Annotated in this window: 26 protein-coding genes; 18 read left to right on the top strand and 8 right to left on the bottom strand. The window is 58.1% G+C overall.

Annotated elements, in window-relative coordinates; translation table 11 throughout:
• Nucleotides 1-126 precede the first annotated feature (126 nt).
• The 7 genes from B3X29_RS04890 (at nucleotide 127) to B3X29_RS04860 (ending at nucleotide 7,620) form a co-directional block, all read left to right on the top strand.
• Complete coding sequence (locus B3X29_RS04890) at nucleotides 127-2,889, top strand: sigma 54-interacting transcriptional regulator (RefSeq protein ID WP_159339240.1); 2,763 nt, start codon at nucleotides 127-129, stop codon at nucleotides 2,887-2,889.
• Nucleotides 2,890-2,994: 105 nt separating this feature from the next.
• The gene (locus tag B3X29_RS04885; protein WP_156654159.1) at nucleotides 2,995-3,417 is read left to right on the top strand and encodes a PTS sugar transporter subunit IIA; all 423 of its coding nucleotides are present in this window, start codon (nucleotides 2,995-2,997) and stop codon (nucleotides 3,415-3,417) included.
• 15 nt (nucleotides 3,418-3,432) lie between these two features.
• Entirely contained in the window at nucleotides 3,433-3,903 is a 471-nt protein-coding gene (locus tag B3X29_RS04880; protein WP_103178825.1) for a PTS sugar transporter subunit IIB, read from the top strand.
• A gap of 16 nt (nucleotides 3,904-3,919) precedes the next feature.
• Entirely contained in the window at nucleotides 3,920-4,696 is a 777-nt protein-coding gene (locus B3X29_RS04875) for a PTS mannose/fructose/sorbose/N-acetylgalactosamine transporter subunit IIC (protein WP_156654160.1), read from the top strand.
• Complete coding sequence (locus tag B3X29_RS04870) at nucleotides 4,677-5,522, top strand: PTS system mannose/fructose/sorbose family transporter subunit IID (protein ID WP_103178827.1); 846 nt, start codon at nucleotides 4,677-4,679, stop codon at nucleotides 5,520-5,522. The genes B3X29_RS04875 and B3X29_RS04870 overlap by 20 nt, the downstream gene beginning before the upstream one ends.
• Nucleotides 5,523-5,534: 12 nt before the next feature.
• Nucleotides 5,535-6,596: an SIS domain-containing protein gene (locus tag B3X29_RS04865; protein ID WP_156654161.1), complete on the top strand. Its 1,062-nt coding sequence runs from the start codon at nucleotides 5,535-5,537 to the stop codon at nucleotides 6,594-6,596.
• Nucleotides 6,597-6,609: 13 nt separating this feature from the next.
• Nucleotides 6,610-7,620 (top strand): SIS domain-containing protein, encoded by a 1,011-nt coding sequence (locus B3X29_RS04860; protein ID WP_156654162.1) that lies wholly within the window; start codon nucleotides 6,610-6,612, stop codon nucleotides 7,618-7,620.
• Nucleotides 7,621-7,671: 51 nt separating this feature from the next.
• Here B3X29_RS04860 and rimO read toward each other — a convergent pair whose 3' ends face one another.
• Nucleotides 7,672-8,997: a 30S ribosomal protein S12 methylthiotransferase RimO gene (gene rimO / locus B3X29_RS04855; protein ID WP_159339239.1), complete on the bottom strand. Its 1,326-nt coding sequence runs from the start codon at nucleotides 8,995-8,997 to the stop codon at nucleotides 7,672-7,674.
• 294 nt (nucleotides 8,998-9,291) lie between these two features.
• On the opposite strand from rimO, the gene bssR reads away from it, so the two are divergent.
• Together bssR and B3X29_RS04845 are read left to right on the top strand one after the other, a co-directional pair.
• The gene (bssR, locus tag B3X29_RS04850; RefSeq protein ID WP_103178831.1) at nucleotides 9,292-9,675 is read left to right on the top strand and encodes a biofilm formation regulator BssR; all 384 of its coding nucleotides are present in this window, start codon (nucleotides 9,292-9,294) and stop codon (nucleotides 9,673-9,675) included.
• A 104-nt stretch (nucleotides 9,676-9,779) separates the two neighbouring features.
• Entirely contained in the window at nucleotides 9,780-10,898 is a 1,119-nt protein-coding gene (locus B3X29_RS04845; protein WP_159339238.1) for a PQQ-dependent sugar dehydrogenase, read from the top strand.
• A gap of 1 nt (nucleotide 10,899) precedes the next feature.
• Here the strand turns inward: B3X29_RS04845 and B3X29_RS04840 are convergent, their stop codons facing one another.
• Nucleotides 10,900-11,526, bottom strand: a complete 627-nt coding sequence (locus tag B3X29_RS04840) for a glutathione S-transferase family protein (RefSeq protein WP_103178833.1) — start codon at nucleotides 11,524-11,526, stop codon at nucleotides 10,900-10,902.
• Nucleotides 11,527-11,782: 256 nt separating this feature from the next.
• Here B3X29_RS04840 and dacC point away from each other — a divergent pair, with 256 nt between their 5' ends.
• The gene (gene dacC, locus B3X29_RS04835) at nucleotides 11,783-12,988 is read left to right on the top strand and encodes a serine-type D-Ala-D-Ala carboxypeptidase (RefSeq protein ID WP_103178834.1); all 1,206 of its coding nucleotides are present in this window, start codon (nucleotides 11,783-11,785) and stop codon (nucleotides 12,986-12,988) included.
• A 107-nt stretch (nucleotides 12,989-13,095) separates the two neighbouring features.
• On the opposite strand, the gene deoR is transcribed toward dacC, so the two are convergent.
• The 3 genes from deoR to B3X29_RS04820 all read right to left on the bottom strand — a co-directional run bounded on the left by deoR (nucleotide 13,096) and on the right by B3X29_RS04820 (nucleotide 15,266).
• The gene (gene deoR, locus B3X29_RS04830) at nucleotides 13,096-13,854 is read right to left on the bottom strand and encodes a DNA-binding transcriptional repressor DeoR (protein WP_103823460.1); all 759 of its coding nucleotides are present in this window, start codon (nucleotides 13,852-13,854) and stop codon (nucleotides 13,096-13,098) included.
• Between the two features lie 67 nt (nucleotides 13,855-13,921).
• Nucleotides 13,922-14,530, bottom strand: a complete 609-nt coding sequence (ybjG, locus tag B3X29_RS04825; RefSeq protein ID WP_156654169.1) for an undecaprenyl-diphosphate phosphatase — start codon at nucleotides 14,528-14,530, stop codon at nucleotides 13,922-13,924.
• Nucleotides 14,531-14,537: 7 nt separating this feature from the next.
• Nucleotides 14,538-15,266: a phosphatase PAP2 family protein gene (locus tag B3X29_RS04820; RefSeq protein WP_290511848.1), complete on the bottom strand. Its 729-nt coding sequence runs from the start codon at nucleotides 15,264-15,266 to the stop codon at nucleotides 14,538-14,540.
• A gap of 167 nt (nucleotides 15,267-15,433) precedes the next feature.
• Here B3X29_RS04820 and B3X29_RS04815 point away from each other — a divergent pair, with 167 nt between their 5' ends.
• Nucleotides 15,434-16,669, top strand: a complete 1,236-nt coding sequence (locus B3X29_RS04815; RefSeq protein WP_103178842.1) for an MFS transporter — start codon at nucleotides 15,434-15,436, stop codon at nucleotides 16,667-16,669.
• Nucleotides 16,670-16,865: 196 nt separating this feature from the next.
• Here B3X29_RS04815 and B3X29_RS04810 read toward each other — a convergent pair whose 3' ends face one another.
• Both B3X29_RS04810 and B3X29_RS04805 read right to left on the bottom strand, forming a co-directional pair.
• The gene (locus tag B3X29_RS04810) at nucleotides 16,866-17,678 is read right to left on the bottom strand and encodes a Cof-type HAD-IIB family hydrolase (protein ID WP_159339236.1); all 813 of its coding nucleotides are present in this window, start codon (nucleotides 17,676-17,678) and stop codon (nucleotides 16,866-16,868) included.
• A complete protein-coding gene (locus B3X29_RS04805; protein ID WP_103178844.1) occupies nucleotides 17,678-18,886 on the bottom strand; it encodes an MFS transporter in 1,209 nt (402 codons plus the stop codon). The genes B3X29_RS04810 and B3X29_RS04805 overlap by 1 nt, the downstream gene beginning before the upstream one ends.
• Before the next feature lie 81 nt (nucleotides 18,887-18,967).
• On the opposite strand from B3X29_RS04805, the gene B3X29_RS04800 reads away from it, so the two are divergent.
• From B3X29_RS04800 to crtB, 7 genes are all read left to right on the top strand, one after another.
• Nucleotides 18,968-19,516 (top strand): TetR/AcrR family transcriptional regulator, encoded by a 549-nt coding sequence (locus B3X29_RS04800; protein WP_156654173.1) that lies wholly within the window; start codon nucleotides 18,968-18,970, stop codon nucleotides 19,514-19,516.
• Nucleotides 19,517-19,727: 211 nt separating this feature from the next.
• A complete protein-coding gene (locus tag B3X29_RS04795) occupies nucleotides 19,728-20,300 on the top strand; it encodes a DUF2239 family protein (RefSeq protein WP_290511847.1) in 573 nt (190 codons plus the stop codon).
• A gap of 210 nt (nucleotides 20,301-20,510) precedes the next feature.
• Nucleotides 20,511-21,431 (top strand): polyprenyl synthetase family protein, encoded by a 921-nt coding sequence (locus B3X29_RS04790; RefSeq protein ID WP_103178847.1) that lies wholly within the window; start codon nucleotides 20,511-20,513, stop codon nucleotides 21,429-21,431.
• The gene (gene fni, locus B3X29_RS04785; RefSeq protein ID WP_103178848.1) at nucleotides 21,428-22,456 is read left to right on the top strand and encodes a type 2 isopentenyl-diphosphate Delta-isomerase; all 1,029 of its coding nucleotides are present in this window, start codon (nucleotides 21,428-21,430) and stop codon (nucleotides 22,454-22,456) included. Before B3X29_RS04790 ends, fni begins: the two co-directional genes overlap by 4 nt.
• Nucleotides 22,456-23,631 (top strand): lycopene beta-cyclase CrtY, encoded by a 1,176-nt coding sequence (gene crtY / locus B3X29_RS04780; RefSeq protein WP_290511846.1) that lies wholly within the window; start codon nucleotides 22,456-22,458, stop codon nucleotides 23,629-23,631. Before fni ends, crtY begins: the two co-directional genes overlap by 1 nt.
• Complete coding sequence (locus B3X29_RS04775; protein ID WP_103178850.1) at nucleotides 23,624-25,102, top strand: phytoene desaturase; 1,479 nt, start codon at nucleotides 23,624-23,626, stop codon at nucleotides 25,100-25,102. The genes crtY and B3X29_RS04775 overlap by 8 nt, the downstream gene beginning before the upstream one ends.
• Complete coding sequence (gene crtB / locus B3X29_RS04770) at nucleotides 25,099-26,025, top strand: 15-cis-phytoene synthase CrtB (RefSeq protein WP_103178851.1); 927 nt, start codon at nucleotides 25,099-25,101, stop codon at nucleotides 26,023-26,025. The genes B3X29_RS04775 and crtB overlap by 4 nt, the downstream gene beginning before the upstream one ends.
• On the opposite strand, the gene B3X29_RS04765 is transcribed toward crtB, so the two are convergent.
• On the bottom strand, nucleotides 25,964-26,500 hold the full coding sequence (locus B3X29_RS04765; protein ID WP_103823447.1) for a sterol desaturase family protein: 537 nt from the start codon (nucleotides 26,498-26,500) through the stop codon (nucleotides 25,964-25,966). The genes crtB and B3X29_RS04765 overlap by 62 nt on opposite strands.
• Nucleotides 26,501-26,685: the final 185 nt, after the last annotated feature.

The raw sequence follows: 26,685 nt of genomic DNA, 5'->3' as shown, positions 1-26,685 counted from the left end.
ATTGTTCCCCCCGCTGGCATTCTGTGCACTCCTCCACAAAAGCGCACATAACCCGCCGTCGCGTTCCCTCCGCCCGCGCATTTGCGGGCATCATATCCCCATGACACTCCAGTTGTGGGATAAGCCATGCGTAATGAAATCCTGAGCTTTTTGGCCAACCAGACCGATTTTTTTGACCCGCAAAACCTGAGTGAGGTCTTTACCGCCAGCTATCTGGCAGAGCGGTTTGATCTCAAACGCAACACCGCCAGCCACTATCTGAACCAGCTGGTAGCGCAGGGCGAGCTGGTTAAAATCAATACCCGGCCGGTCTACTTCCTGCACAAGAAAGCCTTCAGCCAGCAGTTCTCCCCTCTGTCAGGTAACGAATACGACAGCATTGCGCAGCTGCTTAACGACGGCACCAGTGAACAGGCGCCCCCGGATCACTTTTCGCTGCTGATCGGTCATGATGGCAGCCTGAAGAAGGCCATTGCCCAGCTGAAAACGGCGCTCTTTTACCCCGATGGTGGTCTGCCGCTGCTGATCACCGGGGAGAGCGGCACCGGCAAAAGCTATATGGCGAACCTGATGCATGCCTACGCCATCTCGCAGGGGCTACTGGCGGATGATGCCCCCTTTGTCAGCTTCAACTGCGCCCAGTACGCCAGCAACCCGGAGCTGCTGGCGGCAAACCTGTTTGGCTATGTGAAAGGGGCTTTTACCGGCGCGCAGACCGACAGGCAGGGGGCCTTTGAGGCCGCCGACGGCGGAATGCTGTTTCTCGACGAAGTGCATCGCCTGAATGCCGAAGGCCAGGAGAAACTCTTTACCTGGCTCGATCGCAAGGAGATCTACCGGGTGGGGGAAACCGCCCAGGGTCGTCCCATCACCACCCGGCTGGTCTTTGCCACTACCGAGGATCTGCACAGCACCTTCTTAACCACCTTCCTGCGGCGTATCCCCATTCTGGTCACGCTGCCCGACCTTAACGCGCGTTCCCGCCAGGAAAAAGAGGCGTTGATCCTTCAGTTCTTCTGGCGGGAAGCGAAGAAGCTGGATGTTCCCCTGACTCTTACGCCCCGACTGCGCCAGGTGCTTCTCCACGTCCTTTATCGCGGTAACGTGGGCGAGCTGAAAAACGTGGTTAAGTATGCGGTCGCCGCGGCATGGGCCAGGCAGCGGGGGCAGGAGACAATTAGCGTTACCCTTCAGGATCTGCCGGAGAAGGTGCTGGCTGCCATCCCGACGCTGAGCGATGCGCCCGTGGTGGAAGAGCCGCTGACGATAGCGCCGCAGACCAACCTGCTGTGGCTGCTCCGCGCCCACGACCGGACCCAGGGGTTGATCCATGACACCCAGTGTCAGGTGCTGGCTCTGTACGAAGAGGTGATCGCCGGTCGGTCAGACTGGGAGGATGTGCACCGGCGGATGGGGGAAGAGATCGAAACCCTGTTCGACAGGCTGGTGTTCCATCATCGCGAGACTACCGCCTCGCCACTGTTGCAGCTCACCACCCAGCAGGTGCGGGAGGCGTTTTACCGCCTGGAGCAGCAGTTTAACGTGCAGTTTAACGGCAATGGGATCTACGCCCTGAGCCACTATCTTGTGCATCGCGCCCATGGGGGGCTCTCGGCCCTGAGCCAGGAGCGTGTCCGTCTGCTGGATGATTTCCTGGCGCAAAAGTACCCCCAGCTGTACCGTTTTTGCCAGGCGATGATCGCCGCCCTGACGCAAAAACTCGATATCGACGCCCAGCGCATCGATGCCCTGCTGCTGGTGCTGTGGCTACATAAAGCCGGGGCGGTAAGTCAATCCCAGGTGACGCGGGCGGTGATCCTGGCCCACGGCTACGCCACCGCCAGCAGTATTGCTAACGTGGCGAATCGCTTACTGAAACAGACCGTTTTTGAATCCTTCGACATGCCCCTCGACGTTACGCCGGAGGCGATTGCCCAGCAGGTCATGCACTACATCGAAAGTAACGCCGTGACGTCTGGGCTGATGATCCTGGTGGATATGGGGTCGCTTAATGCTATCCATAGCCACTTTCAGCGTCGCCTCTCGACCCCGGTGGCGATTGTGAATAACGTCTCCACCAGCATGGCGCTCTATGTCGGAGAGCGGATCCTGCAAGGGCACCACATTGAAGCGATTGCTCAGGAGGTTGGCGCGGATTTACCGGTGGAGCACCAGATCTTCTGGCCGCAGGCCAGTAAACCCCGGGTGATCCTCACCACCTGCATCACCGGAATCGGCGCGGCGGCCAATCTCTGTCATCTGCTGAAGGCCAGCATCCCGGAGGCGCTGGGGATAGAGGTGATCGCCTGCGATTACGAGATGCTCAGCGCCCCCCAGGAGCGGACGGTGGCCTTCAACCGCTACGACATACTGGCGATTGTCGGCACCTTCGATCCACAGGTGCCCGCTGTGCCGTGGATCTCGCTGGATTCGCTGATTGCCGGGGAGGGGACGCGACCGCTGATGCGCATCTTTGGTGACATTGCCACCCAGGAGCAGGTGGACGAGATTAACAATCTGCTGCTGAAGAACTTCTCCCTGCGGCGGGTGATTGAGTCGGTCACCATTCTGGATACCACCAAAGTGATTAACCAGGTGGAGCAGTTTGTCTTTCGCTATGAGCATCTGGCTGGCTACCAGGTACCAAACGAACGCAAGGTGGCGCTCTATGTGCACATTAGCTGTCTGATCGAGCGGCTCATCCGCAACGCGTCACCTTCCACCTATGCCGGACAACAGTGTCCTGAAAGCGAGCTGGCGCTGCTGCGCCAGGCCTTTAGTGTCATTGAGAGCAGTTATAGTGTCAAAATCCCCGTCGTCGAGCTCTGTTATATCCACAATATTCTGACCCTGGATACGGAATTTATTCAGGCAGATCAAGAGTTTTAAACCCTCCCATCCTTCTCTCCTCCCACGCGCCACTTTTTCTGGCACGTGGGTTGCACTCTCTGTTTAGCACATCGCTGCACAGTGGAATGAGCTTTCGAGGACAGGATGAAACGACATTACATTTTTGCCAGTCACGGCACCTTTGCCCGCGGGTTACTCGATTCGGTTGAGCTGATCCTCGGCAAGCAGCAGGACATCCATACGCTCTGCGCCTACGTCGACGAGAACCGCGATTTAACCGAGCAGGTAGAAACCTTACTCGCCAGCCTGCCCGAAGAGGATGAGGTGATTGCGATCACCGATATTTTTGCCGGTAGCGTCAACAACGAATTTATCCGCTTTTTGCACCGGCCAAATTTTCATTTGATCGCAGGCCTCAATCTCCCGTTGGTGATCGGCTTGCTGATTTCAGCGGATGAGCAGGATAGCGAGAAATTAATTCACGAAGCGTTATTCAGTTCCAGAGAGAGTATTCAGTATTGCAACCAGTCTATTGCCAGTGCGCTGCAGGCGGATAAAGACTTCTGATCGAGAGGAAGAATAATGATTACGTTATTACGCGTTGACCACCGATTATTACACGGACAGGTCGCCTTTTCCTGGACCCAGTATGTCGGGGCGGATTGCATATTAATTGCCAACGACAGTGTGCCCAATGATGAATTACGTAAAACGACCATCAAGCTGGCAAAACCGCCCGCGGTGAAGCTGGTGATTAAAAATATCAACGACTCCATTGAAGCCATTAAAAGCGGCGTCACCGATAAATATCATCTTTTTATCGTTGTGGAGTCCGTAGACGATGCCTGGCGTTTAGCTTCGGCGGTGGACGGTATTAAAAGCATTAATCTTGGCGGCATTAAAGCGAAAGAGGGGGCGCGCAATATCTCTAAGGCCATTAATTTGCTGCCGGACGAAATAGAAAAACTTACTCAACTGGTCGGCAACGGTATTGAAGTCGAAATACGCCAGGTGCCGAACGATCGCAAGCAGTTATTAGCCGAAACGCTGTAATTCATGAGGACTCACTATGGTAGAGGCACTTTTACTCGGACTGGTGGCGTTTATCGCCCAGTCTGAATATGCCCTCGGCACCTCGCTGCTCTCCCGGCCCATTGTCACCGGCCTGTTAACCGGGCTGGTGTTGGGCGATGTGCAGACGGGGGTGGTGATGGGCGCGACGCTCGAGCTGGCGTTTATCGGCTCGTTTTCGGTGGGGGCGTCGATCCCGCCGGACGTGGTCACCGGCGGGGTGCTCGGCGTGGCATTCGCCATCACCTCCGGGGCGGGAACGGAAACGGCGCTGCTGCTCGGCCTGCCAATCGCCACCCTGACGCTGGTGCTGAAAAACGTCTATCTCGGCATGTTTATCCCCATGCTCAGCCAGAAGGCCGACAGCTATGCCGAACAGGCGGATACCGGCGGTATCGAGCGGATGCACCTTATCGCCGGGTTTGGTCTGTCGCTGATGCTGGCGGCGGTGGTGACGGTGTCATTCCTGGTGGGCAGCAGCGCGGTGAAATCATTGCTGGATGCCATCCCGGAATTTATTAAGCACGGGTTAAGCGTGGCGACGGGGATCATTCCGGCGCTGGGCTTTGCCATGCTCGCCCGGCTGTTGATCAACAAAAAAGTGGCCCCGTTCTTCTTCCTCGGCTTTGCCCTGATGGCGTACCTGAAAATACCCGTCACCGGTATCGCCATTCTCGGTGCCATTGTGGCGGTGGTGATGGTCAATATGACCGCCCCTAACGCTCCCCGTACAACGACCGATCAAGGAGTCGCTGATGACGACGAAGATTTCTGAAGAGACCCTGCCCGAGACGCAGGATGAGAACGCGATTAACGCCCGCGATCTGCGCCGGGTGTTCTGGCGGTCGTTCCAGATGGAGTTTTCCTGGAACTATGAGCGGCAGATGAACCTTGCCTTCGTCTATGCCCTGATCCCGGTGCTGAAAAAGCTCTATCCGCAAAAGGCCGCGCTGGCGGCGGCACTAAAACGCCACCTGGTGTTCTTCAACACCACGCCGCATATCGTCACGCTGCTGCTGGGCATCACCACGGCGATGGAGGAGAAAAACAGCCAGCAAAACGAGATGGACGGCACGGCAATCGACAACGTGAAGGCGTCGCTGATGGGGCCGCTGGCCGGGCTGGGGGACTCCTTCTTCTGGGGGACGCTGCGCCTGATCGCCACCGGGATCGGCACCAGCCTGGCGCTGCAGGGCAACATCCTGGGGCCAATCCTGTTCCTGCTGGTGTTTAACGTGCCGCACATTCTGGTGCGCTGGCTTTTTACCCGCTGGGGATACGTGCTGGGCACCGGGGTGCTCCATCGGGTGCAGAAGAGCGGGATGATGGAGAGCCTTACCTACGGGGCGTCGATTATCGGGCTGATGGTGGTGGGGGCGATGGCCGCCTCGATGATCAACATCACTATCCCTGTCTCCTTCGGCGCGGGAGAGGCGAAAACCGAGGTCCAGGGGATCATCGACAACATCATGCCTTGTCTGCTGCCCCTTATCAGCTTCGGCATTGTCTACTGGCTGCTGGGGCGCAAGGTAAAACCGCTCACCATCATCGGCGGCATGGCGCTGGTGGGCATTCTGGGTTCGTGGATCGGTCTGTTTTAAGCGGAGAAAACGATGCAACCAACAATGATGACCTATATCGAGGAGCAGCCTGCGGCGCTGGAGAATATTCTCCGGCACTATCCGGCTCATCTCGAATCGCTGGAGGCCTTTGCCCGTCAGCACCCGGTACGCCGTCTGCTGGTGCTGGCGACCGGATCGTCGCTCAATGCGGCGATGTGCGCGCGCTACTTCTTTGAACACCGCTTCGGCCTGCTGGTGGAAATCAAGGAGCCGTACAACTTTGTGCATTATGAAGCCATCGACCCGCACACCGACATGGTGCTGGTGGTCTCCCAGAGCGGAAAAAGCGCCTCGACGCTGGCGGCGATGGAAAAAGTGCAGGCCGCCGGGCTGCCGGTGTTCGCCCTGACGTCAGACCCGGATAGCCCGATAGGCCGCCGCTGCGATCGTGTGCTGGATATCCATACCGGGATCGAGAAGGTGGGGTTTGTGACCCGCGGCTTTAGCGCCACGGTGCTCAATCTGCTGCTGGTTGCGCTCACGCTTGCCCAGGCGCAACAGCAGATTGATGAACGGGAAGCACAGGACTACCTGAAGGCGCTGCACCAGCTTGCAACGGCGATCCCCGACACCATCGCCCGCACGGAGACGTTTTTCGCGCACCATCAGCACACTCTTCGGGAGGGCACACGCTTTGTTGCCATCGGCGAAGGGGCCCTGACCGGGGTGGCGAAGGAGTTCGAAACCAAGTTCACCGAAACGGTGCGGGTGCCGTCCGGCGGATTTGAGCTGGAAGCCTACATGCATGGCCCCTATCTGGAGGCCAACGCAGAGCATGTGATGTTCTTTATTGAGGATGCACCAAACCCACGCCTGCGGGCGCTCAGGGACTATATGGCCCCGGCGGTTAAACAGACGTTTCTGGTGACGCTGACGGGCGAGGAGCAGGAAAATACCCTGGCGCTGAACTGCGGCCTGCCGCATCTGCTCTCGCCGCTGCTGTTGATTGTCCCCATGCAAATTCTGGCCTGGCGTACCGCCTGCGCCAAAGGCATCGATCTCTCGGTGCGTATCTTCGATGACTTCGATCGGGTTTTAAAAAGCAAAATATAGCAGGAGAACAACTATGTTAGGTTTTAATCAGGACGAGTACCTGACCAGTGCTCGTGAGATTGTTGCTGCGCGTAAACAGGCGGAACAGGTCGCCGACGATATTTATCAGCAGGGCTTCAGCACGCTATTTTTCTCCTCGGTAGGGGGATCGCTGGCGCCGATGATGGCCATTAACGCCTTCGCCCGGGAATTAACCGAAATACCGGTTTACCTTGAACAGGCGGCAGAATTAATTCATGCCGGACATAAACGCTTAAATAAAGATTCCGTGGTGATTACCCTCTCGAAATCGGGGGATACCAAAGAGTCGGTGGCGATTGCCGAATGGTGCAAGGCGCAGGGGATCCGCGTGGTGGCGATCACCAAAAACAGCGACTCACCGCTGGCGAATGCCGCCACCTGGCATATTCCGATGCGGCACAAGAACGGCGTGGAATATGAATATATGCTGCTCTACTGGGTATTTTTCCGCTTACTGCATCGTAACGGGGAATTCGTGGATTACGACCGCTTTGCCAGCCAGCTGGAGCTGTTACCTGAGAATCTCCTTAACGCCAAAAAGCAATTTGATCCACAGGCGGATGCCATCGCGCAAAAATACCATACCGCCGATTATATGATGTGGATTGGCGGCGCGGAGATGTGGGGCGAAGTCTATCTCTTCTCGATGTGCATTCTGGAGGAGATGCAGTGGAAGCGCACCAAATCGGTTTCGTCTGCGGAGTTTTTCCACGGCACGCTGGAGCTGCTGGAGAAAGAGGTGCCGCTGTTCCTGGTCAAAGGCGAGGGCAAATGCCGGGCGCTGGACGACCGCGTCGAACGTTTCGCGGCGAAAATTACCGATAATCTGGTGGTGTTTGATCCGCGTGATTACACCCTGGCGGGCATTGACGATGCGTTCCGCTGGCTGCTGGCGCCGTGCGTCATCTCAACCCTGCTGGTGGACCGTCTTGCCGCCCACTTCGAGCATTACACCGGCCACAGTCTGGATATCCGCCGTTATTACCGGCAGTTTGAGTATTAATCACAATAAAAAAGGGGACGTGACGTCCCCTTAATCTATGTAGCTGTGTGATTAAACCCGGCTGCCCCACAGGTCATATTCGTCAGCATTTTCAACCTTCACGCGCACGATATCGCCCGGTTTCACCTTCGTTTCACCGTTCAGGTAGACCGCACCGTCGATTTCCGGGGCGTCGGCCATGCTGCGGCCAATGGCGCCTTCTTCATCCACTTCGTCGATGATCACCAGAATTTCGCGGCCCACTTTCTCCTGCAGACGTTCAGCAGAGATCTGCTGTTGCAGCTGCATGAAGCGGTTCCAGCGCTCTTCTTTGATCTCTTCCGGCACCTGATCCGCCAGTTCGTTGGCGGTCGCGCCTTCAACCGGGCTGTACTTGAAGCAACCCACGCGATCCAGACGGGCTTCTTTCAGGAAATCGAGCAGCATCTGGAAATCTTCTTCGGTTTCACCCGGGAAGCCGACGATAAAGGTGGAGCGCAGGGTCAGATCCGGACAGATTTCACGCCACTGCTTGATGCGCGCCAGCTGGCGGTCAACGGAGCCAGGACGCTTCATCAGCTTCAGGATGCGCGGGCTGGCGTGCTGCAGCGGGATATCCAGGTACGGCAGGATCTTGCCTTCCGCCATCAGCGGGATCACGTCGTCCACGTGCGGGTAAGGGTAGACGTAGTGCAGACGGGTCCAGATGCCCAGCTTAGCGAGCTGTTCGCACAGGCCGACCATGCTGGTTTTCACCGGCTCGCCGTTGTGGAAACCGGAGCGGTGCTTCACGTCCACGCCGTAGGCGGAGGTATCCTGAGAGATCACCAGCAGCTCTTTTACGCCCGCATCGGCCAGACGTTTGGCTTCGGCCAGCACTTCGCCAATCGGACGGCTCACCAGATCGCCACGCATCGACGGGATAATGCAGAAGGTGCAGCGATGGTTGCAGCCTTCGGAAATTTTTAAGTACGCATAGTGACGGGGCGTCAGCTTCACGCCCTGTTCCGGCACCAGGCTCAGGAACGGGTTGTGCTTTGGTTTTGGCACGTAGTGGTGCACATGTTCCAGCACCTGCTCATAGCTGTGCGGACCGGTGATTTCCAGCACCTTAGGATGGACTTCGCGGATCTGATCGACTTTGGCACCCAGGCAACCGGTGACAATCACCTTGCCGTTTTCGGTGAGTGCTTCACCGATGGCTTCCAGAGACTCCTGTACGGCGCTATCGATAAAGCCGCAGGTGTTAACGATCACCATATCGGCGTTGTCGTAGCTTGGTACCACGTCATAGCCTTCGGTGCGAAGCTCGGTCAGGATACGTTCGGAATCCACCAGGTTTTTCGGGCAGCCCAGAGAGACGAAGCCGATTTTCGGCTGGTGCGTAACATTGCTCATAGATTAAAAAGTAGTCAGTTATGGAGTTATCAGGGCAGGGATTGTACAGATTTCCGCGGCGAATTTATAGCGATCTGTGCAGCGGCAGACGCAGGTAGCCTGATATTGCGCACCGGAAGAAGAATAAGGATTTAAGCGCCTGCGGGTCCGCCTGTTTTTGGCGATACCCATCCGGGACAATTTAACATTGTAAATGTCAGTCATCCGCCGTGGATTATTGACCTGACGCATTAAACTGCGCAAAAAATAGACATAATCTAAGAGTGTACTAAGGCTGACAAGGGGGGAAAAAGCATGTCCGTTGACAGACTAAAACGCGATCTTCTTAACAAGATGATCAACGCCCGAATCGATCTCGCGGCCTATCTGCAGTTAAGGAAAGCGAAGGGGTATATGTCAGTCAGCGAAAGCGACCATCTGCGTGACAATTTTTTTGAACTTTGTACTTACATGCGTGAAAAAGCGCCTGAACTGAGGGCGCACTGCAATGCTGAGGAGCAGGCGATGCTCTATCGTGCCGCCGGTTCGCTCACCACCGCAGGCGTCTGTATGATGACCGGCAACCATGATTGCCCGACATTCATCGCCGTCAACGCAGAGAAGCTGGAAAGCTGTCTGAACGATCTCACTCTCTGCATCCAGTATCTGAAATCGCATACACCGCTGATTCGGAGCTGACCCCGGGGGAGGCAACTCCCCCAACTGCTTAAGCTTTTGTAAAAGTGATAATGCCCCTGCGCTGAGTGGCTACCTTTAAGTCATACCTTGTAAAGGAGTGCATTATGCGTCGATCCTCGCTTATTTCCCTGCCATTGTTACTGATCTCTGCCTCGCTGTTTGCCGCGTCAGCCGACGTGAAGGTTTCGGTACTGCAAAATAAACTCGATCATCCGTGGGCGCTGGCGTTCCTGCCGGAAGATCAGGGGATGTTGATCACCCTGAAAGGCGGGCAGCTTAAGCGCTGGCAGGCGGGCAAAGGGCTCTCCGATCCCATCGTCGGCGTGCCAAAGGTCTGGGCTAACGGCCAGGGCGGGTTGCTTGACGTGGCGCTGGCCCCTGATTTTGCCACGTCGCGTCGGGTCTGGCTGAGCTATGCCGAAGCGGGGGATGACGGTAAAGCGGGCACCGCGGTAGGGTATGGCCGTCTCAGCGACGACAATACCCGGCTGGAGGGCTTCAAGGTGATCTTCCGCCAGCAGCCAAAACTCTCCACAGGCAATCACTTTGGTGGCCGGCTGGTGTTCGACGGGAAAGGCTATCTCTATATCGCCCTGGGGGAGAATAATCAGCGGCCCACCGCCCAGGATCTGGACAAGCTGCAGGGCAAAGTGGTGCGTCTTACTGACCAGGGGGCCGTACCGGACGATAACCCGTTCGTAAACCGTCAGGGCGCACGACCCGAGATCTGGTCTTACGGCATTCGTAACCCGCAGGGGTTAGCGATGAACCCGTGGAGCGATACGCTGTGGCTTAATGAGCACGGCCCACGCGGCGGCGATGAAATCAACATTCCGGAAAAGGGCAAAAACTACGGCTGGCCGCTGGCGACGCACGGCATCAACTACAGCGGATTGCCGATACCGGAAGCGAAGGGCGAGCAGGTGGCAGGCACCGAGCCGCCGCTGTTTGTCTGGAAGCAGTCCCCGGCCCTCAGCGGCATGGCCTTCTACAACAGCGATGTTTTCCCGCAGTGGAAGAACAAACTCTTTATCGGCGCGCTGAAAGACAAAGATGTGATTGTGCTGAACGTTAACGGCAATCGCGTGACGGAAGAGGGGCGTATTCTGGGGGATCGCAATCAGCGGGTGCGCGATGTGCGGGTCGGGCCGGATGGCTATTTATACGTGCTGACCGATGAGTCGGACGGGCAGCTGTTGAAGGTCAGCCCGTCCGGGACATAGCTTAGCTGACCGGGATCATCACCACGTTGCGGTATGCCGGTCGCTCGCTCAGGTTGGTCAGCCAGCGCGCCAGATTGGGGCGCGGCGTCCACTCAAGATCGACGTTGGTGAGGTTCCAGACAAACGGTGCGACGGCGATATCCCCCACGCCAAACGCATCGCCCGACAGCCACGGTTGTGTCGCGAGAGCCTCATCCAGCATGGCGAACAGGGATTCGCAGCTCTCTTTTGCTGCGTTAATCGCCGCATAGTTACGTTCGGCTTCCGGGGTTCTCACCAGCCCCATCAGGATCACCCGGTGGGCGGGGGAGAGCGTCTGGTTAGCCCAGTCCATCCACTTCTCACCCACGGCACGCTTCGCAGGGGCATCGATCCACAGCCTGTTCTGTCCATATTGCGCCGCAAGGTAGCGCACAATAGCGTTGGACTCCCACAGCGTCAGATCGGTTTCGTCATCGCGCAGCAGCGGTACCAGGCCATTGGGATTCATCGCCAGATACTCCGCCTCTTTATTCACCCCGTACTGCATTCCCGCCATGATCTGGTTGAAGGGTAAATCGAGCTCTTCCAGCGTCCAGAGCACCTTTTTGACGTTCGTTGAATTGTTCCGGCCCCACAAAGTAATCATAATAACCCCTTATAATTAAAGCCGATATCAGGATGAGATCCGTGTGTAGGGCTTCCATGTTGGGATAAACCTAACAAATACGCAACAGAGGCGAAAAAAATCGATGGGGTCAAAGCTTATCGGATTGTAATTGCGTAAACTTTAAAAAAGTTTACCAGGTTTTAGTTTTTTTAAAGCCATTAGTACGTTATTAATCAACGTTTCTTGCGACACGGCGGTATGACGTGATTTTTGGAATGGACATTCGGGTGGCAACATGATGCGAAAAACTTCTTATTTACGTGGTCTGGTAGCAGGTAGTGCGCTGCTGGTCCTTTTTGCACCTTCGCTGTACGCAGCGGAACAGGCGGCGCCAGAGGCACCGCCGGTTGATGCGCGCGCCTGGATACTGATGGACTACGCCAGCGGTAAAGTGCTGGCCGAGGGCAACGCTGACGAGAAACTTGATCCTGCAAGCCTGACCAAAATCATGACCAGCTACGTGGTAGGGCAGGCGCTGAAAGCGGGCAAAATCAAGCTCACCGACATGGTGACCATCGGTAAAGATGCCTGGGCGACCGGTAACCCGGCGCTGCGCGGCTCCTCGGTCATGTTCCTGAAGCCTGGCGATCAGGTGGCGGTTTCTGACCTGAACAAAGGGGTAATCATTCAGTCAGGAAATGATGCCTGTATCGCGCTGGCCGATTATGTGGCCGGCAGTCAGGATTCTTTTATTGGTTTGATGAATGGCTATGCCCAGCGACTGGGCCTCACCAACACCACCTTTAAAACCGTTCACGGTCTGGATGCGCCGGGCCAGTTCAGTACCGCCCGCGATATGGCCCTGCTCGGTAAGGCACTGATTCATGACGTGCCGGAAGAGTATGCGATCCACAAAGAGAAAGAGTTTACTTTCAACAAAATCCGCCAGCCGAACCGTAACCGCCTGCTCTGGAGCAGCAACCTTAACGTTGACGGGATGAAAACCGGAACCACGGCGGGGGCTGGCTACAACCTCGTGGCGTCGGCGACCCAGGGCGATATGCGTCTGATCTCAGTGGTGCTGGGCACCAAAACCGACCGCATCCGCTTTAACGAGTCGGAAAAACTGCTGACCTGGGGCTTCCGCTTCTTCGAAACTGTTACCCCTATCAAGCCGGATGCGACGTTTGTCAGCCAGCGCGTCTGGTTTGGCGACAAGAGCGAGGTTAAACTCGGCGCCGGGGAGAGCGGTTCCGTGACCATTCCGCGCGGCCAGCTGAAAAACCTGAAGGCCAGCTACACCCTCACCGACAAACAGCTCACTGCGCCGCTGAAGAAAGGCCAGGTGGTCGGTACCATCGACTTCCAGCTGAACGGCAAATCCATCGAACAGCGTCCGCTGATTGTGATGGAGGCGGTGGAAGAGGGGGGCTTCTTTGGCCGGATGTGGGATTTCGTCATGATGAAATTCCACGAATGGTTTGGGGGTTGGTTTAAGTAAATAAAACAGCGCCGGGTAGCGGCTTCGCCTTACCCGGCCTATGAACAGCCCAAACGCCTGAATCGTAGGCCCGTGCAAGCGCAGCGCCGCCGGGCAGTAAACCCCACTCAGTACATCAGCTTTATCTGCTGCGCCTTAGCATAAGCAACCAATTCCTCATCCGGACGGCAGTCGCTCACGATGGCATCAAAACAGGTCAGCTCGCCCATTCTCGCCGGGCGCACTTTACCTATCTTGCTGTGATCCACCACCAGTACATGGTACTGAGCCATGCTCATCGCCCACTGTTTTACCGGCAGTTCATCCAGATTAAAGCAGGTTGCGCCCTGACGGACATGTACACCCGCCGCGGAGTAAAAGGCGATATCCGGGCAGAGATTATTAAGCGTGTCCTGCAGATTGAGCGGTTTGAAAATGGCATTGCTGGCGTGGAACTCGCCGCCGCAGAGGATCACCCGGCACCCCGGTTTTTCCTGCAGGGCGAGGAACGTATTCAGGGAGTAGCAGACGCCGGTAAAGGGCAGGTCGTTATCAATGGCTTCGATGATCCAGGGGGTAGTGGTACCGCAATCGAAAAAGAGCGTTTGATGCGGCTGCACCAGCGAGGCGGCCAGACGTGCGGCTTTGCGCTTCTCTTCCACCAGACGGGTCTTTTGATCGCTCAGCAGATAGTGGCTGGCGCTGCGGGGTTCGAGGACGATATAGCCGCCAAGCAGCACTACGGGGCCGCTTTCACTGTTGAGATCCCGTCGAATGGTCATCTCAGAGACACCCAGCAGCGCGGCGGCTTCTTTCAGATGCAATTTATCGCTGCGCTTAAGCGCATTAATCAGTTGAGCCAGCCGTTCGTCACGTCGTGTTTCCATAGGTCCTCGGAGCCAAAAATGAACCCCCGTTACGCCGGGGGCTCAAGTTTAACTCGCTAAACCCGACTTAGTCACGTATCCAGCCTTTACGGATAGGCAGGGCAAAGCAGAAGCGGTGAAGCTGCGAAAGACGTTGATAGATAACGTCACCGCACAGATTCCAGAGGATCTGCGCGCTCAGGCAGCCCAGCAAGCCGACCATCAGCCCGCCCAGCATATCCATCGGCCAGTGCACGCCAAGATAGACGCGGGACCAGGCGACAGCGCAGGCTACCATCATTAAGACGATGCCCGACCAGACGCGGTGCCAGAACAGGAACGCCAGCGCAAAGGTGAAAATGACGGTGCCGTGATCGCTCGGGAAGGAGTCGTCTGCGGCGTGAGGCAGGAAGTTATAGCCGACACGATCGACAAACGGGCGGTCATGAGGGAAGAGATGCCCCAGCAGCCACGACGCTGCCAGGCTGATCACCAGCGCCATGGCAATTTTAATCACCAGCTGGCGCTGGGCACCCACCTGTTTGCGCGGTCCCCATAGCCAGAGGATCGCAATCAGCGCCGGCACGATGCTGATCAGGTCTTTCGCCACAAAGGTGGCGAGATTAATGCTCCACTCCGCTGAAGCAGGTGTGGCATTAATCAGATGAAACAGTCCGTAGTTCAGATCTTCTAACATATCCTCGTTACTCTTTTGCAAACCAGGCGGACACCAGGCCATAGGCCACCACCTGAGAAAACCACACCCACCAGCCTGCCCACAGGTTATGGGAGAAGAAATGTGCACCGCGCATCACCTGGCCATAGCCCATCCCCAGCCCGAGCACGATACCCGCAGCGACCATTCCCCAGGCCAGGCGCGGACGTTCACGCCAGAAGGCGAAGAACAGCCCCATCACCATAAAGCCGCTTGAGGCGTGCCCGCCCGGAAAACAGCGCCCGGGGCCGCTGCCGGCAGGGGCGGCGTCAAACAGGGGATAGGACAGCGCTTTGCCGCCGTACTCCATCAGGTCCCAGGGGCAGCTGTGATGGCTGGTGGCTTTCAGTATGCCCACCACCGCCGTGCCAAGCCCCATCAGCAACGCCCCGGTCACCCACTGAGCGTTGCGTCGCCAGATACCGTACAGCAGCATCCCGGCGGCCAGAGTGATGGTCAGGTATTTCGCCAGTCGATGATTGAGCAGATCGAGCAGCGCGTTCTGCTGCAGCGGAAAGCGTTGGCTCGCCGCATCAAACCAGTAGCCGGTCAGCACCCTGTCGAGGGTTTCATCCCGCGAAAGCCAGATAAAAACCGCGGCCAGCACCAGCAGCACAATGAACTGGTTAACATAAAAACGTACCGGCAAAGGGTAAAGGGGTTTTGTCTTAGAACTCTTTAACTTAGACAATTCTGAAGCGGAGGAAATCTGTGTCATAATTAAGGTCAATGACTGGAAAAGCCTAAGCATACGGATGCCAACTTAAGGAAACCTTAAACGACGGCGATTTGTGCGTTATTTCTGAACTGCTGCGTGAATCTGCTATCGCTGGCGCGGCCATTTCATTACACTCTGCGCGATTTTTTATCGGATATTGAGACTCCATGTTAAACCGTTCTTCTTCTGGCACTCGCCTGGGGCGTCAGGCGTTGTTGTTCCCCCTGTGCCTGGTGCTTTACGAATTCTCCACCTATATCGGTAACGATATGATCCAGCCCGGCATGCTCGCCGTAGTGGCGCAGTACAACGCCGGGATCGAGTGGGTGCCCACCTCCATGACCGCTTACCTGGCGGGGGGGATGTTTTTACAGTGGCTGCTCGGCCCGCTGTCGGACCGTATTGGCCGTCGTCCGGTGATGCTCACCGGGGTGGCGTGGTTTATCGTCACCTGTCTGGCGACCCTGCTGGCGCAAACCATCGAGCAGTTTATGGTGCTGCGTTTTTTACAGGGGGTCAGCCTGTGCTTTATCGGCGCGGTCGGGTACGCCGCCATCCAGGAGTCGTTTGAGGAGGCGGTGTGCATCAAAATCACCGCCCTGATGGCTAACGTGGCGCTGATTGCGCCGCTGCTGGGCCCGCTGGTAGGGGCGGCGTGGGTGCACGTCGCGCCATGGGAGGGGATGTTTGTGCTGTTTGCCGTGTTGGCCGCCATCTCGTTTTATGGTCTGCACCGGGCGATGCCCGAAACGGCTACCCGCATCGGCGAAAAGCTCTCACTGCAGGAGCTGGGGCGCGACTATAAAGAGGTGCTGAAAAACGGTCGCTTTGTGGCCGGGGCGCTGGCGATTGGCTTTGTCTGCCTGCCGCTGCTGGCGTGGATCGCCCAGTCGCCGGTGATCATCATCAGCGGCGAAAACCTCAGCAGCTACGAATATGGCCTGCTGCAGGTGCCGATTTTTGGTGCGCTGATTGTGGGTAATATCGTGCTGGCCCGTTTGACCTCGCGCCGTACCGTGCGCTCGCTGATTATTATGGGCGGCTGGCCGATCGTGATTGGGCTGGTGGTGGCCGCGGTGGCGACGGTCGTCTCATCGCACGCTTACCTGTGGATGACCGCGGGTCTCAGCATCTACGCGTTTGGTATTGGGCTGGCAAACGCCGGGCTGGTGCGTCTGACGCTGTTTGCCAGCGAGGTGAGCAAAGGGACGGTGTCGGCGGCGATGGGCATGTTACAGATGCTGATCTTTACCGTGGGCATTGAGGTGAGCAAACACGCCTTCAGCAGCGGCGGCAACGGGCTGTTCAGCCTGTTTAATCTGGTAAACGGCCTGCTGTGGCTGGCGCTGATGTTTGTCTTCCTGAAAGACAAGCGGGTGGGCAGTTCGTTACAACCGGATTAAGCGGGCATGGTGCCCGCATTTTGCCGGGTGGCGGCTTAGCCTTACCCGGCCTACAAGACCTGCGAACCCGTAGGCCTGCGCAAGCGAAGCGCCGCCGGGCATAGGCACTGTGCTCGCATTTTTGCCGGGTGGCGCTGCGCTTACCCGGCCTACAAAGTCGCAGGCCCGTGCAAGCAACGCGCCGCCGGGCATGGCCTTAGCTGAACGGCGCCTCGCGGTTCAGGACGCGGTCGATAATCTCCAGCACCCCTTCTTCATTATTGTGCGGCGCCTCATAGCGGGCGATCGCTTTGATGTGATCCCGGGCGTTGGCCATGGCAAAACTAAACCCGGCCTGGCTCAGCATCTCCACGTCGTTACCGCTGTCGCCAAAGGCGACCACTTCGCTGTCATCAATGCCCCACAGTTCCTGAAGCAGACGCAGGCCGTTGGCCTTGTGGATCCCCGGCAGGATAAGGTCGATATTGCCGTAGCCGGTGGTCACCGGCACCATAATATCGCTCAGTTTGTCGTGGATCATCTCCTGGATGCGCGGGATCGCCTCATCCGGCAGATTCAGCCCGAATTTAAAGAAGATATCGTTAAAGTTGTCGAAATTATCCACCTTTTCCAGGCGGTGATAATATTTCGCGGCAACGTCGTGGAACGCTTCGCCATAGTGCTTGAGGGTATAGGCGCTGCCTTTCCCGCAGGCGATCACTTCCACTTCCGGGATGGAACAGAGAAACTCCGCGACGGTGGCGAACTGCGCCTGGGTCAGCTCGCCGTTATAAATATCCTCTCCGGCATTCACCACCCAGCCGCCGTTTTCAGCGACGAAGGCGATCTCATCGGCTATCTCCGGGAAAAAGGAGATCAGCTGGTAGTACTGGTTACCGCTGGCGACCACAAACCGTATGCCACGCTCCTTCATTTGCGCATACTGGCGCAGAAAGCGCGCGCGATTGTACTCCTTCGCATCGTTCAGGAAGGTGCCATCCATATCAACCGCAATCATCTTAACGCTCATTATCCATTCTCCATGACAGATTCACTCTGCGACGCCGGTTTAGCGACCGCCCGGGCGACCAGGGCGGCAATGATCACTAAGCCCAGTACCACCATCATGGCGCTGCGTAAGCCATAATGCTCCCCGAGGAAGCCCAACAGCGGCGGGCCCACCAGGAAGGCGAGATAGCCGGTGGTGGCAACCACGCTGACGCGCCCTGGCGCATCCGGGCCGGTATCGCTGGCTGCCGAGATGGTGAGCGGGAAGCCGAGCGAAGCGCCAAGTCCCCACAGGATCACCGACACGCCGGCCACCCAGTCGACATCAACAAAAATAATCAATGCAATACCCAGCCCGCCCAGCAGGGCGCTGGCGCGGACCACCGTCACGCGGCTGTAGCGGTCGATAAACCAGCCGCCGGTAAAGCGACCGACGGTCATACCGAGCGTAAACCCGGCGTAAATCAGCGAGCCGGAGGTGGGGCTGAATCCGTGGCCGTCCACCATCAGCAGCGGCAGCCAGTCGTTTGCAGAACCTTCGGCAAAGGCCATCGCCAGGACCACCACGCCAATCAACATCAGCTGCATATCGCGATAAAACGGCACGCCTTTCTCACCCTTTTTGCTCTCACCGGCCTGGTTCTTGCCGTTGCCATCCGGGATGGCGGTGATCCCCAGCAGAACCGGGGCGATACAGACCAGCGCCGCCAGCAAAGTATGGGTCGTGGCAGCGATACCGGAGGCGGTAAGTGCCATGCCGATACCGGCGCCTGCCAGGGTACCGAGGCTGTAAAAGCCGTGCATCATCGGCAGCACGGTTTTGTTCATCTCCTGCTCGATAGTGGCGCCTTCGACGTTGATCGCCACCTCTGCCGCGCCAAAACTGCCGCCAAAGACGGTCAGCCCGAGGGCAAACGCCAGCGGGGAGGCAAACCATAGCGCAGCGCTGAGCATCATCATACCGAGAATCGCGCAGCACATGGTGGTGCGGATCACGGTCCGCGTGCCGAAGCGCTTAACCAGCCAGGCGGAGCAGAGAATGCCGCTCATCGAGCCTATCGACAGGCCAAATAGCACGATGCCCATTTCCGCCGTCGAGACCGACAAAATGTCGCGAATGGCGGGGGTACGTGTGGCCCAGGAGGCCATCAACAGGCCGGGGATAAAGAAGAACATAAACAGCGCCCACAGGCGGCGTTGCAGCTTTTTGCGCGATGAGATGTCGGTCATGATTTCTGTACCAGAGGGACAACACAGGAGACAACACTAGCAAGTTTGTGTACATTTGTACATAAATTCGCTGAGGTAAAAATGAACAGACGACCCAACGATCCGCAACGGCGGGAACGGATATTGCAGGCCACCCTGGACACCATCGCCGAACACGGCCTGAACGCCGTCACCCACCGCAAAATCGCCAGCTGCGCCGGGGTGCCGCTGGGGTCGATGACCTACTATTTCGCCGGAATGGACGCGCTGCTTGAGGAAGCCTTCACCTGGTTTACGCAGCAGATGTCGGTGCAATACCGCGAGTTTTTTGCCGGGGTGACGGGGCCGGAGATGGCCTGCGAGTCGATTACCACTCTGATTCACAGCTCCCAGGTCACCACGCCGCACAATATGGAGCTGATGTACCAGCTTTATGCCTTTATGAACCGCAGCCCGTCGTTAAAAACCGTGATGCAGGACTGGATGAAAACCAGCCAGACGACGCTGGAGCAGTGGTTTGATCCGGTCACCGCCCGCGCGCTGGATGCGTTTATCGAAGGGATGACGCTGCATTTTGTTACCGACCGGCAGCCGCTTTCACGAGAAGAGTTAAGGGCGATGGTAGGGCGGATTGCGGGGGAGGGGGGATAAGCGTCAGGTCAGCAACAGCCTTTGCCGCAAACGCAGATAGTGATTTTACTTTTACGTAACATTGTGCCAGAAATAGTGTTGAAAATTTATCCACAAATCGATGGCATCATATCAGGCTAAACGGGCATAATAAATTTTACCCGGGTAAAATTGGCACCATTCTTATTGTCAGCCTACGCTTATATTTTTACCCGGATAAAAAGGCAAGCACATGCCCGCTATCACCCTTACCGCCTTCTGGCGGCAGCAGGAGATTGCGCACGGAACCCTGAGCGAACTGATGCAGCAGTTACAATTCGCTAACATCGGTCGTGAAACCGTTTTCATCTTTAACGATCGCAGCGGCAAGCGCCTCGATATTCATCTTCATGCAGATATTGCCAGCACCCTGGCGGTCTACCCGGAGCTGGCGGAAAGCACCGCGGTGAAAACCCGTGGACGACCAAAACTGGGCGTGTCGGCAAAAGAGGTCACCCTGCTGCCCCGACACTGGGAGTGGCTGGCTACCCAGCCCGGCGGCGCTTCCGCCACCCTGCGCAGGCTTATCGATCAGGCGAGGAAAAGCGCTAAACCGGTGGATAACAAGCGCCAGCGCCACGACCGCGCCTATCACTTTATGTACGAAATTGCCGGGGATCTTCCTGGCTACGAGGCCAGCATGCGCGCGCTGTTTGCTGACGATGAAGCCACGTTTACGGCCACTATCGCAAACTGGCCGCAGGATGTGCGCGAGTACGCGCTACGGTTAGCCTTTAGCAAAAAAGAAGCGAACCAGGACGCCTAAAATCTCTACAAGTGTAAATTTTTGTGCAATTTGCTTCTTTGGTATTACTATAATTTATTGATTTTAATAATATTAAAATCCACTACTGCTTTCTCTTTTTTCGTCAGACAACAAAACGCAGAAGGATACGCTACGCTTTGTAAACCAGCCTGCGGCAAGCGTTTCTACCTCTTCTGCGGACGTCGCCACCATAACACCGGGGAAGCCACTATGACCCACAGTCATGAAGATGATGTGAAAATGCTGCTGTCTGCGTTTGAGCAACGTCTCGAACAACTTTTGCCTGCGGGAGAGCAGGAAGGGCAGGTCTATGCGGCCATGCGCGATGCCACGCTTGTCGCGGGCAAGCGCATGCGCCCTCTGTTGCTGCTGCTGGCGGCGCGGGATATGGGCTACAAAACAGAGCCGACGGGCATTCTCGATCTGGCCTGCGCCATTGAGATGGTCCATGTCGCCTCCCTGATCCTGGATGACATGCCCTGCATGGACAACGCTACGCTCCGCCGCGGGCGGCCTACGGTTCACTACCAGTATGGCGAACACGTGGCGATTCTGGCGGCGGTGGCGCTGCTCAGTCACGCTTTTTGCGTCATCTCCCGCACGCCTTCGCTGACCCACGAGGCAAAAGCGCGGGCGATTGCTGAGCTCTCTGCCTCCGTGGGGCATATGGGGCTGGTGCAGGGACAATTCCGCGATCTCAATGAGGCTCGCCAGAACCGAAACACCGATGAGATCCTCCTGACCAATGAGCTGAAAACCAGCAGCCTGTTTAACGCCACCCTGCAACTGGCGGCGATTGCGGCCGACGCGCCGCCTCCGGTCAGCGAACGGTTGCGCTTTTTTGCCCGCGATCTCGGCCAGGCCTTCCAGCTGATTGATGACCTGACCGATGGCTCCAGTGCCAACGGCAAAGATCCGCATCAGGATAAAGACAAATCGACGCTTGTTGCCGTGCTCGGGGCAGAGAGTGTCTTCCTGCGGCTGCGCGAGCACGTGCGCAGCGCCGATCAGCATATTGCTACCGCCTGTCAGCCGGGAAATACCGCCCGCTACTATGTTCACATCTGGTTTGAAAAACAGCTGACGCTTATCAGCCAGAGCCTGTCATTATCCCTGTCGGAGTGTCAATGAGCAGCCTGTCGCAACGTAAAAGCGATCATCTCGATATCGTCCTTAACAGCACGCCCGGCGTAAAAAAGTGTACCAGCGGCTTTGAAAAATGGCGCTTCGGGCATTGCGCACTGCCCGAACTGCATCTTGATGAGATTGACCTCTCGACCCCGCTGTTTGGCCGAACCCTGAACGCGCCGCTGCTGATAAGCTCCATGACCGGCGGCACCCGCCGGGCGAGCCAGATTAACCAACACCTTGCCACCGCCGCCCAGACGCTGGGGCTGGCGATGGGGGTGGGCTCCCAGCGCGTGGCGCTGGAGAGTGACGCCAGGTATGGCCTGACGCGCGAACTCCGAGCCGTTGCCCCGGACATTGTGCTGATGGCGAACCTCGGCGCGGCGCAAATCGCGGGACCACAGGGGCTGGATTATGCCAAACGGGCCGTCGAGACCCTTGCGGCGGATGCGCTCATCATCCACCTTAACCCCCTGCAGGAGGCGCTGCAGCACGGCGGGGATCGCAACTGGTGCGGCGTCATCGATGCCATCCATCGCACCGTCGAGGCGCTGCATGTGCCGGTGGTGGTCAAAGAGGTGGGCAACGGGATTTCGGTACCGGTGGCCCGCAAGCTGGTCGCGGCAGGTGTGGCGATGCTGGATGTCGCCGGTGCCGGGGGCACCAGCTGGGCGGCGGTTGAGGGCGAACGCGCCGTTAATGCCCACGACCGGGCGGTGGCGATGGCCTTTGCCGACTGGGGGATCCCGACCGCAACGGCGCTCCAGGATCTGCATCAGGCGCTGCCCGATATGCCGCTGGTGGCCTCAGGCGGGATCGCCAACGGCATTGAGGTGGCAAAAGCGATCCGCTTAGGCGCAAGCCTGGTGGGGCAGGCGGCCGGCGTGCTGCAAAGCGCGTTAACCTCCAGCGAGGCGGTTATCGACCATTTTCAGGTGATTATCGACCAGCTGCGCGTCGCCTGCTTCTGCACCGGCAGTGCAAACCTGGCCCAGCTGCGTCAGGCCACGCTGGTGGCGCAAACGTAATGGCGCCAGCATGGGATATCATCTTAGCGGGCGGCGGACTGGCCAACGGGCTGATCGCCTTACGCCTGCGACAGCTACAGCCGGCGCTGCGCGTACTGCTTCTTGAGGCTGACAGTAAGCCTGGCGGGAATCACACCTGGTCTTTTCACGAGGGCGACATTACTCCGGAACAGCATCGCTGGGTTGCCCCGCTGGTGGCTCACCGCTGGCAGGGGTATGACGTCCGCTTTCCGGACCTGAACCGCACCCTTGCCGGGGACTATCTCAGCATCACCTCCGAACGTTTTGCCGAGGTGTTGACCGCGACCTGCGGCGACAATCTGCATACCCGCGTCGCAGTCACCGCGCTCACCCCGACGTCGGTGACGCTTGCTGACGGCACCACGCTCCAGGCCCGGGCGGTCATTGATGGTCGGGGCTACATGGCGGACAGGCATCTTACTACCGGCAGCCAGTCTTTCCTCGGCCAGCAGTGGCGTCTGAGCGAGCCCCATGGCCTGACCCGGCCCATCCTGATGGATGCCACGGTCAATCAGCAGGGCGGGTATCGCTTTGTCTACACGCTGCCGCTTTCCGCCACCGAACTCTTGATCGAAGATACTCACTACGTTGACGCCGCCCGACTGGATGCTGGCGTTGCGCGGCAAAACATCGCCGATTATGCCCGCGAGCAGTGCTGGGCGCTGGCGCATCTTGAGCGCGAAGAGCAGGGCGACCTCCCCATTATGCTGGCGGGCGATTTCCCGGCCTTCTGGCAGGGGCGAGACAAACAGCCCTGCAGCGGCCTGCGCGCCGGGCTGTTTCATGCCACCACCGGCTATTCTCTGCCTCACGCGGTGGCGCTGGCCGAGGCTATTGCCGCAAGCGCGGATAGCAGCGCAGCCGCGCTTTTTTCCGTTATCCATCGCTACTCCCTGCGCCAGTGGCGCGAGCAGTGCTTTTTCCGCTCCCTCAACCGCATGCTCTTCCTGGCGGGGGATGCCGATAAGCGCTGGCAGGTGATGCAGCGGTTTTACTCTCTTAACGAAGGGCTGATTGCCCGCTTTTACGCCGGAAACATTACTCTGGCCGATAAAGCGCGGATCCTGGCAGGCAAGCCCCCGGTACCCGTCGGCGAAGCGATGCTCGCCATACTGAAACTCACTCCCCGGATGCGAGCGTTTCACCATGAATAAAACAGTGATTATTGGCGCCGGTTTTGGCGGATTAGCGCTGGCCATTCGGCTACAGGCGCAGGGCATCAACACGCTTCTGCTGGAGCAGCGGGATAAGCCCGGCGGACGCGCTTACGTTTATCACGACGAGGGATTCACCTTTGACGCCGGGCCGACGGTGATAACCGATCCCAGCGCCATCGAAGAGCTCTTTACCCTGGCCGGTAAACGCATGGTCGATTATGTCGAGCTGCTGCCGGTGACCCCGTTCTATCGCCTCTGCTGGGAGACGGGAGAAGTCTTTGATTACGACAACGTGCAGACCCGGCTGGAAGAGCAGATAAGACGATTTAACCCGCGCGATGTAGAGGGCTACCGCAAGTTTCACGCTTATTCGCGGGAGGTGTTTAACGAGGGCTATCTCAAGCTTGGCACGGTGCCGTTCCTCTCTTTTCGCGACATGCTTCGCGCCGGGCCGCAGCTTACCCGCCTTCAGGCCTGGCGCAGCGTCTACAGCATGGTCTCCCGCTTTATCGAGAACGAACAGTTGCGCCAGGCGTTCTCGTTTCATTCCCTGCTGGTGGGGGGCAATCCCTTCGCCACCTCGTCCATTTACACCCTGATCCACGCCCTTGAACGGGAGTGGGGCGTCTGGTTTGCCCGGGGCGGCACCGGGGCGCTGGTGCAGGGGCTGGTGAAGCTCTACCAGGATCTGGGCGGCGAGCTACAGTTGAATGCGGAGGTGACCCGGCTGCAGGCAGACGGCGATCGTATCAGCGCCGTCACGCTAAAAGATGGCCGGACGATCCCGGTCGCGGCGGTGGCCTCCAATGCCGACGTGGTGCATACCTATGAAAAGCTGCTGGGACATCATCCCACAGGGGCGGCGCGCGCGGCCTCGCTTAAGCGCAAACGGATGAGTAACTCCCTGTTTGTGCTCTATTTTGGCCTTAACAAGCAGCACGATCTGGCCCACCACACCGTCTGTTTCGGGCCGCGCTATAAAGCGCTTATCGACGAGATATTTAATAAAAACGCCCTGGCGGAGGATTTTTCCCTCTATCTGCATGCCCCCTGCGTCACCGACCCCTCCCTGGCCCCGCCGGGCTGCGGCAGCTACTACGTGTTAGCGCCTGTGCCGCATCTGGGGACGGCGGATCTCGACTGGGACGTTGAGGGGCCGCGCCTGCGCGACAGGATTTTTGCCTATCTCGAAGCCCACTACATGCCGGGGCTGCGTAGCCAACTGGTGACTCACCGCATGTTTACCCCGTTTGATTTTCGCGACCAGCTTGGGGCGCATCTGGGCTCCGCCTTTTCGGTGGAGCCGATCCTGCGCCAGAGCGCCTGGTTCCGGCCGCACAATCGCGACAGCCGCATCCCCAACCTCTACCTGGTCGGGGCGGGTACCCACCCAGGCGCCGGTATTCCCGGGGTGATTGGCTCGGCCAAAGCAACGGCAGGACTGATGCTGGAGGCGCTTTCCCGATGAACACAACCCTGATGGATCACGCCACCGACACCATCGCCGTGGGGTCAAAAAGTTTTGCCACCGCCGCAAAGCTGTTCGATCCCGCCACCCGGCGTAGCGTGCTGATGCTTTACGCCTGGTGCCGCTACTGCGACGACGTGATCGACGGGCAGGAGCTGGGGTTTAACGTCACTCCTGTAGAGCTCACCCCGGCAGAACAGCGTCTTGAGATGCTCAAACGCCAGACCCTGCGCGCCTGGGAGGGGGGCGAGATGCATGAACCCGCCTTTGCCGCCTTTCAGGAGGTGGCGCTGGGGCACAACATCCCGCTCCAGCTGGCTTACGATCATCTGGATGGCTTTGCCATGGATGTGCGCGAGACCCATTACGAGACCTTCGATGACACCCTGCAATACTGCTATCGCGTGGCGGGGGTGGTGGGGCTGATGATGGCGAGGGTGATGGGCGTGCGCGATGAAGCGGTGCTCGATCGCGCCTGCGATTTAGGCCTGGCGTTTCAGCTGACCAATATCGCCCGGGATATTGTCGAGGATGCCCGGGTTGGTCGCTGCTATCTGCCGGCCCGGTGGCTGGCGGAGGCGGACATCGACCCGGCGGCAATGACCTCACCCCAGATGCGCCAACCCCTCGCGGGCATTGCCCAGAGGCTGGTGGCCGAAGCCGAACCTTACTATGCCTCTGCCCGGCAAGGTCTGGCCGGGCTACCGCTGCGATCCGCATGGGCAATTGCCTCGGCGCACGGGGTCTACCGTGAAATTGGCGTGAAGGTGAGCGCGGCGGGTGCCCGCGCCTGGGATAATCGACAGGGCACCAGTTCGGTGGAAAAATCGGGATTACTGCTAAAAGGCGCCTTGCTGGCGCTTACTTCTCGTTTTGCGACGCCGTCGCCGCGTCCGGCTCAGCTCTGGCAGCGCCCTCGCTAGCCGCGCGACGCGCCTTGCGCTGGCGTAACGTCGCCTGCAATTTTTCTACCGGCGGGGCATAGAGAAAACCAAAGGAGACGCAGTCCTCTTTGCCCCGCACCGCATGGTGCAGACGGTGCGCCAGATAGAGACGCTTGAGATAACCTTTGCGCGGGATATAGCGAAACGGCCAGCGCTGATGCACCAGCCCATCATGCACCATAAAGTAGAGCGCGCCGTAGGCCGTCATCCCGGCACCAATCCACTGCAGCGGCCACAGGCCCCACGTTCCCAGTGCAATCAGCACAATCGCCAGCACGGCGAATACCACGGCGTAAAGATCGTTCACCTCAAACCAGCCTGTGCGCGGCTCGTGGTGCGATTCATGCCATCCCCAACCCCAGCCGTGCATGATGTACTTGTGGGAAAGAGCGGCGACGAGTTCCATGGCGGCAACGGTTAAAAGTACGATCACGGTGTTGTACAACGCGAGCATTGGGGCTCCTTGGGCTCGGGGGATTGTGGTCTCAGGTATTAAGCGTAACAGGTAATTGGAGGAAGGGGGGCGAAGTATGCGAACCGGATTTTATGATAATAAAATCGATGACCGCTTGTAACATCCCATGGCAAAAGGATGTGATAAAGACATTTAAGCTAAATAAATAACCTGGAGTCAGCGTT

The organism is Leclercia sp. UBA5076 (genome assembly GCF_002416465.1).
GTDB lineage: Bacteria > Pseudomonadota > Gammaproteobacteria > Enterobacterales > Enterobacteriaceae > Enterobacter.
Note: the sequence above shows the minus strand (reverse complement) of the source record. Positions and strands in the feature narration are given on the sequence as shown.

Excerpts from the sequence above, each read along its gene's own strand:
- fni (WP_103178848.1), top strand. The coding sequence starts at position 21,428 with ATGAGCAGCCTGTCGCAACGTAAAAGCGATCATCTCGATATCGTCCTT.
- B3X29_RS04845 (WP_159339238.1), top strand. The coding sequence starts at position 9,780 with ATGCGTCGATCCTCGCTTATTTCCCTGCCATTGTTACTGATCTCTGCC.
- B3X29_RS04805 (WP_103178844.1), bottom strand. The coding sequence starts at position 18,886 with ATGACCGACATCTCATCGCGCAAAAAGCTGCAACGCCGCCTGTGGGCG.
- dacC (WP_103178834.1), top strand. The coding sequence starts at position 11,783 with ATGATGCGAAAAACTTCTTATTTACGTGGTCTGGTAGCAGGTAGTGCG.
- B3X29_RS04865 (WP_156654161.1), top strand. The coding sequence starts at position 5,535 with ATGCAACCAACAATGATGACCTATATCGAGGAGCAGCCTGCGGCGCTG.
- B3X29_RS04840 (WP_103178833.1), bottom strand. The coding sequence starts at position 11,526 with ATGATTACTTTGTGGGGCCGGAACAATTCAACGAACGTCAAAAAGGTG.
- B3X29_RS04885 (WP_156654159.1), top strand. The coding sequence starts at position 2,995 with ATGAAACGACATTACATTTTTGCCAGTCACGGCACCTTTGCCCGCGGG.
- B3X29_RS04810 (WP_159339236.1), bottom strand. The coding sequence starts at position 17,678 with ATGAGCGTTAAGATGATTGCGGTTGATATGGATGGCACCTTCCTGAAC.
- B3X29_RS04790 (WP_103178847.1), top strand. The coding sequence starts at position 20,511 with ATGACCCACAGTCATGAAGATGATGTGAAAATGCTGCTGTCTGCGTTT.
- B3X29_RS04795 (WP_290511847.1), top strand. The coding sequence starts at position 19,728 with ATGCCCGCTATCACCCTTACCGCCTTCTGGCGGCAGCAGGAGATTGCG.
- crtB (WP_103178851.1), top strand. The coding sequence starts at position 25,099 with ATGAACACAACCCTGATGGATCACGCCACCGACACCATCGCCGTGGGG.
- B3X29_RS04820 (WP_290511848.1), bottom strand. The coding sequence starts at position 15,266 with ATGACACAGATTTCCTCCGCTTCAGAATTGTCTAAGTTAAAGAGTTCT.
- crtY (WP_290511846.1), top strand. The coding sequence starts at position 22,456 with ATGGCGCCAGCATGGGATATCATCTTAGCGGGCGGCGGACTGGCCAAC.
- ybjG (WP_156654169.1), bottom strand. The coding sequence starts at position 14,530 with ATGTTAGAAGATCTGAACTACGGACTGTTTCATCTGATTAATGCCACA.
- B3X29_RS04765 (WP_103823447.1), bottom strand. The coding sequence starts at position 26,500 with ATGCTCGCGTTGTACAACACCGTGATCGTACTTTTAACCGTTGCCGCC.
- deoR (WP_103823460.1), bottom strand. The coding sequence starts at position 13,854 with ATGGAAACACGACGTGACGAACGGCTGGCTCAACTGATTAATGCGCTT.
- B3X29_RS04890 (WP_159339240.1), top strand. The coding sequence starts at position 127 with ATGCGTAATGAAATCCTGAGCTTTTTGGCCAACCAGACCGATTTTTTT.
- B3X29_RS04870 (WP_103178827.1), top strand. The coding sequence starts at position 4,677 with ATGACGACGAAGATTTCTGAAGAGACCCTGCCCGAGACGCAGGATGAG.
- B3X29_RS04860 (WP_156654162.1), top strand. The coding sequence starts at position 6,610 with ATGTTAGGTTTTAATCAGGACGAGTACCTGACCAGTGCTCGTGAGATT.
- B3X29_RS04775 (WP_103178850.1), top strand. The coding sequence starts at position 23,624 with ATGAATAAAACAGTGATTATTGGCGCCGGTTTTGGCGGATTAGCGCTG.
- bssR (WP_103178831.1), top strand. The coding sequence starts at position 9,292 with ATGTCCGTTGACAGACTAAAACGCGATCTTCTTAACAAGATGATCAAC.
- B3X29_RS04815 (WP_103178842.1), top strand. The coding sequence starts at position 15,434 with ATGTTAAACCGTTCTTCTTCTGGCACTCGCCTGGGGCGTCAGGCGTTG.
- rimO (WP_159339239.1), bottom strand. The coding sequence starts at position 8,997 with ATGAGCAATGTTACGCACCAGCCGAAAATCGGCTTCGTCTCTCTGGGC.
- B3X29_RS04800 (WP_156654173.1), top strand. The coding sequence starts at position 18,968 with ATGAACAGACGACCCAACGATCCGCAACGGCGGGAACGGATATTGCAG.
- B3X29_RS04880 (WP_103178825.1), top strand. The coding sequence starts at position 3,433 with ATGATTACGTTATTACGCGTTGACCACCGATTATTACACGGACAGGTC.
- B3X29_RS04875 (WP_156654160.1), top strand. The coding sequence starts at position 3,920 with ATGGTAGAGGCACTTTTACTCGGACTGGTGGCGTTTATCGCCCAGTCT.